General features: G+C 66.0%; 10 protein-coding genes. 7 read left to right on the top strand and 3 right to left on the bottom strand.

What is annotated here, in order from left to right:
- The first annotated feature begins 5 nt into the window (after positions 1 to 5).
- The 5 genes from I4484_RS04455 to fnr all read left to right on the top strand — a co-directional run bounded on the left by I4484_RS04455 (position 6) and on the right by fnr (position 5,811).
- The gene (locus I4484_RS04455; RefSeq protein WP_197449812.1) at positions 6 to 2,495 is read left to right on the top strand and encodes a heavy metal translocating P-type ATPase; all 2,490 of its coding nucleotides are present in this window, start codon (positions 6 to 8) and stop codon (positions 2,493 to 2,495) included.
- Positions 2,492 to 2,725: a cbb3-type cytochrome oxidase assembly protein CcoS gene (gene ccoS, locus I4484_RS04450; RefSeq protein WP_197449811.1), complete on the top strand. Its 234-nt coding sequence runs from the start codon at positions 2,492 to 2,494 to the stop codon at positions 2,723 to 2,725. The genes I4484_RS04455 and ccoS overlap by 4 nt, the downstream gene beginning before the upstream one ends.
- On the top strand, positions 2,725 to 3,426 hold the full coding sequence (locus I4484_RS04445) for a sulfite exporter TauE/SafE family protein (RefSeq protein WP_197449810.1): 702 nt from the start codon (positions 2,725 to 2,727) through the stop codon (positions 3,424 to 3,426). Before ccoS ends, I4484_RS04445 begins: the two co-directional genes overlap by 1 nt.
- Positions 3,427 to 3,529: 103 nt before the next feature.
- Positions 3,530 to 4,945 (top strand): oxygen-independent coproporphyrinogen III oxidase, encoded by a 1,416-nt coding sequence (gene hemN, locus I4484_RS04440; RefSeq protein WP_234283585.1) that lies wholly within the window; start codon positions 3,530 to 3,532, stop codon positions 4,943 to 4,945.
- 119 nt (positions 4,946 to 5,064) lie between these two features.
- Complete coding sequence (gene fnr, locus I4484_RS04435) at positions 5,065 to 5,811, top strand: fumarate/nitrate reduction transcriptional regulator Fnr (protein WP_197449809.1); 747 nt, start codon at positions 5,065 to 5,067, stop codon at positions 5,809 to 5,811.
- Positions 5,812 to 5,902: 91 nt separating this feature from the next.
- Here the strand turns inward: fnr and ttcA are convergent, their stop codons facing one another.
- The 3 genes from ttcA to I4484_RS04420 form a co-directional block, all read right to left on the bottom strand.
- On the bottom strand, positions 5,903 to 6,835 hold the full coding sequence (gene ttcA, locus I4484_RS04430) for a tRNA 2-thiocytidine(32) synthetase TtcA (RefSeq protein WP_197449808.1): 933 nt from the start codon (positions 6,833 to 6,835) through the stop codon (positions 5,903 to 5,905).
- A gap of 84 nt (positions 6,836 to 6,919) precedes the next feature.
- On the bottom strand, positions 6,920 to 7,549 hold the full coding sequence (locus I4484_RS04425; RefSeq protein ID WP_197449807.1) for a 3'-5' exonuclease: 630 nt from the start codon (positions 7,547 to 7,549) through the stop codon (positions 6,920 to 6,922).
- A 41-nt stretch (positions 7,550 to 7,590) separates the two neighbouring features.
- Positions 7,591 to 9,411, bottom strand: coding sequence for a putative nucleotidyltransferase substrate binding domain-containing protein (locus tag I4484_RS04420; RefSeq protein WP_197449806.1), 1,821 nt, complete (start codon positions 9,409 to 9,411; stop codon positions 7,591 to 7,593).
- Between the two features lie 695 nt (positions 9,412 to 10,106).
- Here I4484_RS04420 and I4484_RS04415 point away from each other — a divergent pair.
- Entirely contained in the window at positions 10,107 to 10,367 is a 261-nt protein-coding gene (locus I4484_RS04415) for a DUF4212 domain-containing protein (protein ID WP_197449805.1), read from the top strand.
- Between the two features lie 6 nt (positions 10,368 to 10,373).
- Positions 10,374 to 12,155, top strand: coding sequence for a sodium:solute symporter family protein (locus tag I4484_RS04410; protein ID WP_197449804.1), 1,782 nt, complete (start codon positions 10,374 to 10,376; stop codon positions 12,153 to 12,155).
- Positions 12,156 to 12,158 lie beyond the last annotated feature (3 nt).

Here is a 12,158-nt window from a genome sequence, read left to right as displayed (position 1 = left end):
AACCCTTGACGCATAACGACACGAGCCCGACCGCCGGCCAGGCGGAACCGAGCCAGAGCTGCTACCACTGCGGTAGCCAGGTGCCCGCCCAGGCCCCCTGGTCGATCACCCTCGACGAGGCGACCCACCCCCTGTGCTGCCCCGGCTGCGAGGCGGTGGCCCACGCCATCGTCGACGGCGGGCTCGCCAGCTACTACCGATTCCGCACCGAGCTGCCGGAGCGCCCCGACGAGCGCCAGGCGGTCAAGGCCGAGACCTGGGCGGTGTTCGACGACCCGGGCCTGCAGCGCCAGTTCGTGCATGCCGAGGGCGACGACGGTGAGGTCCATGCGACGCTGGCGGTGGACGGCATCACCTGCGCCGCCTGCGCCTGGTTGATCGAGCATCGCCTCAACGCCCTGGAGGGCGTGACCGCCAGCGCCGTCAACCTTACCCATCATCGCGTGCGAGTAGCCTGGGACCCGGCGCGGCTCAAGCTGTCGCGGCTCCTCGCCGAGATGGCCGCCATCGGCTACGCTGCCCAGCCCTACGAACCGGATGCCGCCCAGCAGCGGCTGCAGTTCGAGGAGCGCATGAACATCCGCCGGCTGATCGTGGCCGCGGTGGGCATGGCCCAGGTGATGATGTTCTCGATTCCCATCTACGCAGCCGGCCCCGGCGAGATCAGCGAGGACTTCCTCGCACTGTTCCACTGGCTGTCGTTCGCCCTGGCCACGCCGGTGGTGTTCTTCTCCGCGGTGCCCTTCTTCCGCAACGCCGCGCGCGACCTGCGTGCGCGTGTGCTGGGCATGGACGTGCCGGTCTCGATCGCCATCGGCGGCGCCTACCTGGCCAGCGGCTATGCCGTGCTCTCGGGCAGCGGCGAGGTCTATTTCGACTCGGTCGCGATGTTCACCTTCTTCCTGCTCTTCGGCCGCTACGTCGAGGCCCGCGCACGGCGGCGCAGCGGGCATACCGGCAACGCCCTGACCGGCGCCCTGCCGCTCTCCGCGGTGCGCCTCGAGGCCGACGGCGAGGAGCGCATCCTGCCTGCCAGCGAACTCGCCGCCGGCGACCGCGTCGTGGTCAAGCCGGGCCACGGCGTGCCCGCTGACGGCGTGATCGAGGAGGGCGAGTCGAGCCTCGACGAGTCGATGCTCACCGGCGAGTACCTGCCGGTGACCCGGCGCATCGGCGACAGCGTCACCGGCGGCAGCCAGAACATCGAGAGTCCGCTGGTGGTGCGCGTCACCCACGCCGGCAAGGAGGCGCGGGTGGCCGGCATCGTCGATCTCACCGACCGCGCCTTCGCCAGCCGCCCGCGGCTGGCCCAGATGGCCGCGCGCATGTCGCACCTGTTCGTGCTGCGCCTGCTGGTGGTGACCGCCTGCGTGTCAGCCGCCTGGTGGTTCATCGACCCCAGCCGCATGCTGTGGGTGACGCTCTCGGTGCTGGTGGTGACCTGTCCCTGCGCCCTGGCGCTGGCCACACCCACCGCGCTCACCGCGGGCCACGGCCAGCTGCGCCGGCGCGGGGTGCTGATCACCCGCGCCGACGCCATCGAGTCGCTGTCCCAGGTCGACCGGGTGATCTTCGACAAGACCGGCACCCTGACCTGCGGCGAGATGCAGTTGGTCGACACCCGCCCGCTCGGCGGGCTTTCGGCCGGGCGCGCCAGGGTGATCGGCGCGGCGCTGGAGGCCCACTCGGAGCATCCCATCGCCCGCGCCTTCCGCCCCTGGCGCGAGGCGACGGTGGACGCGAGCGACAGGAGCAGCCGTACCGGCCAGGGCGTCGAGGGCACGCTCGACGGCCAGCGCTGGCGCTTGGGGCGCGCCGACTTCGCCGCCCCCGGCCACGCCCTCACGGCGCCGGATGACGGCCAGTGGCTGCTGCTCAGCGAGGGCGGCGAGCCGCGCGCCTGGTTCGCCCTGCGCGACCGACTGCGCGACGATGCCGAGCAGGCCATCGCCGAGCTGATGGCGCGTGGCATACGCGTCGAACTGCTCTCCGGCGATACCCGCGAGGCGGTACGCCGCCTGGCCGGCCAGTTGGGACTCGAGACCTGGCACGCCGGCGTCAGCCCCGAGGGCAAGCTCGAGCGCATCCGGGCGTGCCAGGCGGCCGGCGAGAAGGTCGCGATGATCGGCGACGGCATCAACGACGTGCCGGTGCTCGCCGGCGCCGACGTGTCTATCGCCATGAACGGCGCCACCGACCTGGCCCGCACCAGCGCCGATGCGGTATTGCTGAGCCCGCGCCTGATGCGTATCGTCGAGGCGATCGAGATCGCCTGTGCCACCCGCCGGATCATGCGCCAGAACATGATCTGGTCGGTGTGCTACAACTTCTCGGCGCTGCCGCTGGCCGCCATCGGCGTCGTACCGCCCTGGGTCGCGGCGCTGGGCATGTCCGGCAGCTCGCTGGTGGTGGTGGGCAACGCACTGCGCCTCAACCGCTTCCGCCTGCGCCCCAGCCAGCCCCCAGACCGCGACGCCCAAATGGTGAATGCATGACCATTCTCTACCTGCTCATCCCGCTCTCGCTGATCCTGCTCGGCCTGGCCGTATGGGCCTTCTTCTGGGCGGTGAAGAACGATCAGTTCGAGGATCTCGAAGGGCCGGCCCACCGCATCCTGTTCGACGAGGACGAGAACGACCTGACGCCGGAAGAGCGCGAACGGCGGCGCCAGGCCGGCCGGCGCAAGCCGGCCAGCGAGGGTGACGACGGCCCGGCGGAGCGCTGATGGACCCCACCGGACTCGGCCTGCCGCCGCTGCTGGCGGCCTTCGTCTTCGGCTTGCTCGGCGGCGCCCACTGCATCGGCATGTGCGGCGGCATCATGAGCGCGCTGACCTTCGCCGTGCCGCCCAGCATGCGCAGTCCGGCCCGGCTCTCGGGGCTGCTGCTCGGCTACAACCTGGGTCGCATCGCCAGCTACACGGCCGCCGGCGCCCTGGTCGCCTCGCTCGGCACCCTGGTGGCGCTGACCCCGGGGGCACGCATCGGCCTGCAGCTGCTCGCCGCCGTCATGCTGATCCTGATGGCGCTGTATATCGCCAACTGGTGGAAGGGGCTGCTCAAGGTGGAGGCCCTGGGCCGCCACCTGTGGCGCCATCTGGAGCCGGTCGGCAAGCGGCTGATGCCGGTGGTCAGGATCCCCCAGGCCATTGGCCTCGGCGCGGTATGGGGCTGGCTGCCCTGCGGGCTGGTCTACTCGATGCTGGCCTGGAGCCTGGCCACGGCCGACCCTTGGCGCGGGGCGGCGCTGATGGCGGCCTTCGGCCTCGGCACCCTGCCCGCGCTGCTGGTCACCGGCTTCGCTGCGCGTCAGCTCGGCACGCTGATCCGCCACCCGGCGACCCGCACCCTGGCCGCCCTCGCGATCATCGCCTTCGCCCTGTGGCAGGTGGCGAACCTGTTGCCGCATGGCGCGCCAGGCCACTGAACGCGCGGCCGAGACACGACCTTCACTTCGTTTGACGCAGCTCAATCCGCTTGGGCCAGCGTACCGCTACATTGTGTCCATGTTAGCCTTTCGGAGTGCCATCATGTCCGTTCCCGCGATGTCCGTGCATCGAGCGATGGCCGATCCTTTCGCCTGGGACGAGGCCCTGCTGAGGCGCTACGATACCCACGGCCCGCGCTATTCGTCGTATCCCACCCTCTATTCGTTCCGTGACGACTTCGGCGAACAGGCCTATCAGGCGGCCCTGGCTCGCAGCAACGCCGACGGCAGGCCGCTGTCGCTCTACGTGCACATTCCCTTCTGTCGCAAGGCCTGCCACTACTGCTCCTGCCACAAGATCGCCACCAAGAACGCCAGGGTCGCGGAGCCCTACATCTCGCGACTGGACCGGGAAATGGTGCTGCTCAGGCCATACCTCGATACGCGTCGCGAAGTCGCCCAGCTGCACTGGGGCGGCGGCACGCCGAGCTTTCTCAGCCTCGACCAGATGAGCGACCTGATCGATCGCCTCGACGCCCGCTTCGGCCTCTCCAGCGCCCGCGACCGCGACTACGCCATCGAGATCGACCCGCGCGAGGCCGACGTCTTCACCCTGCGCCACCTGCAGGCGCTGGGCTTCAATCGCCTGAGCCTCGGCGTTCAGGACCTCGACCCGCGGGTGCAGCGGGCCATCAACCGCATCCAGCCGCGCATCCTCACCGAGGCGCTGCTCGACGAGGCCGACCGGCTCGGCTTTCGCTCGCTCAACCTGGACTTGATCTACGGGCTACCGCTGCAGACCCGGGACAGCTTCGCCGCCACGCTGGAGCAGGTCATCGCCATGGCGCCGGCGCGAATCTCGGTCTTCAACTATGCCCACATGCCCGAGCGCTTCACGGCGCAGCGCCGCATTCGCGCCGAAGACCTCCCCGGGCCCGAGGAGAAGCTGGCGATACTGCGCACCACCATCGCCATGCTGACCGGCGCCGGCTACGTGCACATCGGCATGGATCACTTTGCCCGCACCAGCGACAGCCTGGTGATTGCCCAACGCGAGGGTACCCTGCAGCGCAACTTCCAGGGCTACTCGAGCCATGCCCAGTGCGATCTGGTGGGCCTCGGGGTCTCGGCCATCTCCTGCATCGATGACGTCTATGCCCAGAACCATACCCGCCTCGCCGACTACGAAGCGGCCCTCGATGCCAGCCGTCTGCCTACCGCGCGGGGTATCCGGCTGACCTTCGATGACCGGGTCAGGCGGCATGCGATCGAGCGCCTGATGTGTGACATGGCGCTCGACCTCGACGAGCTGAGCGAGACCTTCGGCATCGAGGCGCCGCGCTACCTGGCCGGCGCCCTGTCGCGCCTGGAAGCGCTCCAGCGTGACGGTCTGGTCTCCCTGGAGGGGCACCGGCTCATTGCCACCCCCATCGGCCGGCTGTTGATCCGGCACCTCGCCATGGCCTTCGATGCCCGGCTGCCGCCGCAGCCTGGTCCGGAGTTCTCGCGCATCGTCTGAGCGGGGCGCAATCGCTCGAGGCGGCCTAATCGAATTGCGGCCAAAGGTCGCAAGGGGCATTTCACCTGCTTCATTAATGTTCCATAATGCCTCCATGACGACGATCAAGGAGGTGGAGCATGCCGGTCAACGCAGCCAATGCGCTCGGCAAGCGGCGTTCGCTGCTGCATGAAACCCGTTGCCAGAACTGCAGCCTGAGTTCGCTGTGCCTGCCCCTCGCTCTGGAACTCGAGGACATGGAACAGTTCGACGCCATCATCCGGCGCCGCTCGCCGCTGAAGAAGGGCGAATCGCTGTTCCGCCAGGGCAGTGCCTTCAGCAGCGTCTTCGCGGTGCGCTCCGGCAGCCTCAAGCAGGTCACCACCGAGGGCTCGGGCGAGGACCAGGTCACCAACTTCTACCTGCCCAGCGAACTGGTCGGCCTCGACGGGATCGACGAGCAGCTCTACCCCGGTAGCGTGATCGCGCTCGAGACCACCACCGTGTGCGAGATCCCCTTCGACCGGCTCGACCAGCTCTCCGAGCAGCTGCCGGAGCTGCGCGGCCAGCTCTACCGCAGCATGAGCAAGGAGCTGCGCGACGACCGCAAGATGATGCGCCTGCTGTCGCGCAAGACCGCTGATCAGCGCCTGGCCAGCTTCTTCTCGAGCCTGTCGGATCGCTTCCGCCGCCGCGGCTACTCGCCCTACAGCTTCCGCCTCTCCATGTCGCGGGCCGATATCGGCAACTACCTGGGCCTGGCCGTGGAAACGGTCAGCCGCATTCTCGGGCGTTTCCAGCAGCAGGGGCTGGTCGAGGTCTCCGGTCGCGAGGTCAACATCCTCAACCTCGAGGCGCTGGTGGCCCAGGCCCACGACGACCACTGAAGCGGTCGATCCCACGCGCGCTGACCCCGAAACGAGAAGAGGCCCGCCTGGCTAGCCAGGCGGGCCTCTTCGATTCGCCACCGGACGCGACTCAGCTATCGTTGGAAACGTTCAGGGCATCGATGCGCCGCTCGCGCAGCCGGACCTGCTTGGCCTCGAGCCCCTCGAAGTCGAACAGCTCGCGGTCGGCGAGCTGCGACGGCGCCACATTGCTCACCGCCTTGAACATCGATTCGATGCGTCCCGGGTGCTTGCGCTCCCACTCGGCCAGCATCTCCTTGACCACCTGGCGCTGCAGGTTCGGCTGGGAGCCGCACAGGTTGCAGGGAATGATGGGGAAAGCCATCAGCCTTGCGAACTCGGCGATATCGGCCTCGCGGCAGTAGGCCAGCGGTCGAATGACGATGTTCTTGCCGTCGTCGGAGAGCAGCTTGGGCGGCATCGCCTTGAGGCTGCCGCCATAGAACATGTTGAGGAACAGCGTCTCGAGGATGTCCTCGCGGTGGTGTCCCAGGGCCACCTTGGTGGCACCGATCTCCTCGGCGAAGCCGTAGAGCGAGCCGCGCCGCAGGCGTGAGCAGAGCGCGCAGGTGGTCTTGCCCTCCGGCGTCTTCTCCTTCACCACCGAGTAGGTGTCGCGCTCGAGAATGTAGTACTCGACGCCGGTGGTCTCGAGATACTCGGGCAGCACATGCTCGGGAAAGCCCGGCTGCTTCTGGTCGAGGTTGACTGCCACCAGCGAGAAGTTTACCGGCGCATTGCGCTGCAGGTTGCGCAGGATCTCGAGCAGGGTATAGCTATCCTTGCCGCCCGACAGGCAGACCATGACCCGATCGCCCTCGTGGATCATGCCGTAGTCGATGATGGCGTTGCCCACCTGGCGACGCAGGCGCTTCTGCAACTTGTTGAACTCACGCCGCCCTTTGGCGTCGAGCTGCTCCAGCGGGGGCTCCGCCTCTCTCTGCTGCTGAGGAGTATCGAGATCGGCAACGGCACGGGGGTCGAAGGTGACGGCGTCTTGCATGGTCGGGGCACTGCCAGAGCGAACGGTGGGTGAGGCCGCACATCCTACCATCGACGCCGCCCGGAGGCGACGCCGTGGAGCGACTCACGCCTCGCGGCGGTCCTGCATCCCCGCCCGCTCCAGGCGCAGGTACATCAGCGCCGTGGTCACGGCATCGCCCAGCGCGGTGTGACGCCCCATGACCGGCACGCCGAGCGCCTCGGCCACCGCCTCGAAGCGCTGCGCACGCGGCTCGGGCTCCATCACGCTGCGCCGCTGCTGGCGGTGATACAACTGCGCCACGTCGATGCCGCTGTTGGGCAGGTCGAAGCCGAAGCGCGGCCGTAGCTGGCGGTTGAGAATGGCCAGGTCGAAGTCGAGGCGCCAGCCCAGCAGCGGGCGGTTGCCGATGAAGTCGAGCAGGGTTGCCAGGGCCTCATCCAGGCCGATGCCGTCGTCCAGGTCGACGCCGCGCAGGCCATGCACGCGGATGGAATCGCCGGTCAGCGTGGCGGGGCGCCGGAGGCGCAGGTCGAGCGACTCGCTGGTCAGCACCCTGTCGCCGCGGACCTTGACCGCACCGATGGAGACGGGCTCGGCAGTACGCGTATCGACCCCGGTGGTCTCACAGTCGATGGCGACGAGTTCATCCCCGGTGTAGGGGCGGAACAGCCAGCCATACTCGCCACCCGCATGACGCCGACGATCGTGGGCCCGGCGCAGCGCTCGAAACATGCCTACCTCCTCTGTACCTACCTGCCCAGCCGCTAGCGCCCTCAGGAATACTCGAGGTGATAGCGTTGCGACAGGCTCTGTTTGAAGTCCTTGACGATATGCAGCGCTTCGCGCAGCAGGTCGCGCTCCAGCGATGACAGCTGCTGGACCACGACGCGGTCCGGGCTCTTGCCGTCGCCGTCACCATCGAGACGTTCGAGCTGCTGTTTCAAGCGCAGCTCGGTGAATAGCGACAGCGCCTCGGCCAGATCTTCGGCGACGCGCTCCTCCAGCCTGCCATCCGCCGCCAAGGCCTCGAGGCGCTCCAGCGTGGAGGTGGGCTTGATACGCCGCTCCAGCGCCATGGTGCGCACCCCATGCACGATGGGAAATATGCCGCCTTTCTTGATGTCGATGCCGTGCTGGGGCTTCTTGAGTGAGCCAAACAGGGTCAGCGGCGTGGAGAAGCGCAGCGCCGTGCGGGCGAAATAGGAGAGCAGGAGTTCGTCACGCGAGCACTCCTCGAACAGCGCTTCGCGAACCCGCTCGAGCAGCGCCGGGTTGCCGGCTACCGCATGGGAGTCGAGCATGATGGCGAGCTTCATCAGGCTATCGCCATCGCGTCTCCGAGCCCAGCGGGCAATGCGCTCGCGCCACTGGCTGACGGAGCCCACCCACTCGGGATTGTTGACCATGATGTTGCCCGGACAAGGCGGGTAGCCCAGCTCGATCAGCGTCTCGGTGAGGCGCTGCATCTGCTCGCCCACCTCGGGCCATTCGAGACCATCGGCCAGGATCAGGCCATTGTCCTGGTCGGTCTTGAGGATCTGCTCGCCACGCCCTTCGCTGCCCATCACCATCAGGCAGCTCTCCTGGTGATAGCGCTCGTCGATCAAGAAACCCCACGCCTTGGACATGATGCGCCCGTTGAGTGCCGCCAGCAGGCCCATGGCGAAGCGCAGCTTGACGCCTTGCGCCATGAGCGCCTTGACCAGTTCGGGGGTCCGACGGCTGGCACGAAACAGGGCATCGAGACTATCGGCATGCTCCACCTGCAGGCTGACGACATAACTGCGGCTGGAGAAATAGCTCAGCACATCGGTCAGCTCGACCACGCCGACAGGAGATTCCCGCTCAAGGACAACCACTCGCTCCACCTTGTGGCGGGTCATCGTCACCAGCACCTCGAACAGGTATTGATCGGGGCGCACCGTGACCAGCGCGAAATGCGCGATGTCCCGCAGCGGGCTCTGCTTCTCGCGCCCCTGCAGCACCAGCGCTTCGAGCAGGTCGGTCTTGGTGACCATGCCTGCGCCCTGCTCGCTCTCCACCAGCAGACTGTCGGCGTGGCTCTCGTGCAGCCTGGCCACCGCTTCTGCAATGGTCGCCTCCGCCCCCATGCACAGCGGCGGCCGCATGCACTCGCTGACCTTGGCCAGCATGAAGCCGGCCATGGTCACCCCGCCCTCGGCGCGCTGCTCGGTCAGCAGGCGCGTCTTGTGGGCCAGGGTCTGACGAAAGAACTCGGCGAAGGCGGGGTAATCGTCGCATAGCTGCAGGAACAGCGCCTTCGGCATCAGGTAACAGAGGCACTCCTGCTCGGCACGGAAGCGATAGCGACTCTTGCCGTTGAGAATACTGATGGCGCCGAACAGGTCGCCTGCCGTGTAATGGCCGATCCGCTCGCGGGCTCCCGGCTGGGTGGTATCCAGCTCGGCCACCTCGCCCTTGTGGATGAGGAACACATACTCCCCGGGCTGGCCGGTCTCCAGAATGATCTCGTCGCGATCGAAGTAGGCCAGGTCAATGCCATGACGCACACGCTCACGCCCCTCTTCATTCAAAAAGGAGAACGGGGGCTGAGTAAGATCGACATCGACCATGTGGTAACCCTCGTGGTGCGGCCGTCATCGCCGTCAGCGCTCGAACGAGTCGGAAAGTGAGGCCTGGCTGGCAGGTCGCGGTACCAAGGGAGCACCCATCCTGGGCATGTACGTCCCTGTCGCCCGAACTTGTAGAAACACCTCGCCCCGCTCAACGCCATTCGCATCGAACCGGTCTTACCGAGGCAGAATAACAGTCCCGACTTTCCAGACATAACCTAGACCAACGTCAAAGAGAACGGCTTTCGAAAGCTTGCCACTAGAACTAGACATTGGTCTTACAGGTGAGAGGCATAGACAAAAGTCCAAGGCTAGACAATCGTCCTATCACCAAAGGGAGCACCACCGCACCCGCCATGCAACAAGAAACCAACCCGTTGATATTAAAGAATTAAAATGAAGATAAGAGCATTATAGTTTGCTCATGATACGAAAGTCTGGGATTTTATTTTTCTGTTTTATTGACCACTATTGCCAATGAGCCATCGGGGAAAAAGCGCCTAATTAACGCGGCTCGGTGATAGATGACCAGACGTGGTGGGAAGTGCGGCTCGTCCGCAGGGATCATGGGATCAACAGGCGCTGGCTGGCGTCATCGACTAACCGCTCGACTCGCTTGGTGCCTCCCCCTGATGACCTTGGTAACAACTCTCTTGGCGACTTCCCAACCTTAACAACAAGTGGAGAGCATCACTATGGCAGATGACAAATCCAACGCGACTGCATATTGGAAGGCGAACCTACGCCTGATAACCGGCTGTATGATCGTCTGGGCATTCGTCTCCTACGGCTGCGCCATCCTGTTTCGCCCCCTGCTGTCAGGTATTCCTGTCGGCGGTACCGACCTGGGCTTCTGGTTTGCCCAACAGGGATCCATCCTGACCTTCATCGTGCTGATCTTCTTCTATGCCTGGAAGATGAATCGGCTCGACCAGCAGTTCGGCCTCGGGGAGTAAGCCAGCATGAGTCAATTTGCCATCAACGTCCTCTTCGTCGGAGGCTCGTTTGCGATCTACATCGGCATCGCGATATGGGCGAAGGCGGGCTCGACCAAAGACTTCTATGTTGCCGGGGGCGGGGTTCACCCCGTCACCAACGGCATGGCGATCGGCGCCGATTGGATGTCGGCCGCTTCGTTCATTTCCATGGCGGGCCTCATCGCCGCCGGCGGCTACGCCAACTCGACGTTCCTGATGGGCTGGACCGGTGGTTACGTACTGCTGGCCATGCTGCTCGCGCCCTACCTGCGCAAGTTCGGCAAGTTCACCGTGCCCGAATTCATCGGTGACCGCTTCTACAGCAAGCAGGCCCGACTGGTCGCGGTCATCTGCCTGATCGTGGCCTCGGTGACCTACGTCATCGGCCAGATGGCGGGGGCCGGCGTGGCCTTCTCGCGCTTCCTGGAGGTCGACGCCACCACCGGCCTGATCATCGCGGCGGTAGTGGTCTTCTTCTACGCGGTACTCGGCGGCATGAAGGGCATCACCTACACCCAGGTGGCACAGTACATCGTGCTCATCGTCGCCTACACCATTCCGGCGGTGTTCATCTCCCTGGAGCTGACCAACAACCCGATCCCGCCGCTGGGCCTGTTCTCCAGTCATGCCGAATCCGGCGTACCGCTGCTGACCAAGCTCAACGAGGTGGTCACCGCACTGGGCTTCAACGAGTACACGGCGGACGTGGACAACAAGCTCAACATGGTGCTGTTCACCCTGACGCTGATGATCGGTACCGCCGGTCTGCCCCACGTCATCATCCGCTTCTTCACCGTGCCGAAGGTAGCCGACGCTCGCTGGTCCGCCGGCTGGGCCCTGGTCTTCATCGGCCTTCTCTACCTGACCGCTCCCGCCGTGGCCTCCATGGCGCGACTGAACCTCGCCACCACCATCTACCCGGAAATGGCCGGACAGGTCGGGAACATGGAGGAAGCCGCTACCAACCCCATCCTCTATGAGGATCGTCCCGACTGGATCCGCACCTGGGAGGAGACCGGCCTGATCTCCTTCGAGGACAGGAACGACGATGGTCGCATCCAGTTCTACAACGGCAGCGCCGACTTCGCCGACCGCGGTTGGGAAGGCAACGAGCTGACCGTCAACAACGACATCCTGGTACTGGCCAACCCGGAGATCGCCAACCTGCCCGGCTGGGTCATCGGCTTGATCGCCGCGGGCGGTCTGGCGGCTGCCCTGTCGACGGCCGCGGGTCTGCTGCTGGCCATCTCCTCGGCGATCAGTCACGACCTGATCAAGGGCTCGATCAATCCCAACATCTCCGAGAAGGGCGAGCTGCTGGCGGCGCGAATCTCCATGTCCGTTGCCATCGTGGTGGCCACCTACCTCGGGGCCAACCCGCCAGGTTTCGCCGCCCAGGTGGTGGCACTGGCCTTCGGTATCGCCGCCGCCTCGCTGTTCCCGGCGCTGATGATGGGCATCTTCTCCAAGCGGGTGAACAACGTCGGTGCCATCGGCGGCATGCTGGCCGGTCTGATCTTCACCGTGGTCTACATCTTCATCTACAAGGGCTGGTTCTTCATCCCCGGCACCAACAACCTGCCGGACACCCCGGACAACTGGGTGCTGGGTATCTCGCCGCTCTCCATCGGTGCGGTGGGCGCAATGATCAACTTCGCCGTGGCCTTCGCCCTCTCCAAGGCCACCCAGGAGCCGCCCCAGGAGATCCAGGACCTGGTGGAGAGCGTTCGCTATCCCAAGGGAGCTGGCATGGCGGTCGACCACTGAGTC

Origin of the sequence: Halomonas sp. SS10-MC5, from assembly GCF_015992245.1 — a bacterium.
Classification (GTDB): Bacteria; Pseudomonadota; Gammaproteobacteria; order Pseudomonadales; family Halomonadaceae; genus Halomonas; species Halomonas sulfidoxydans.
This window is presented reverse-complemented; position numbering and strand designations above follow the sequence as displayed.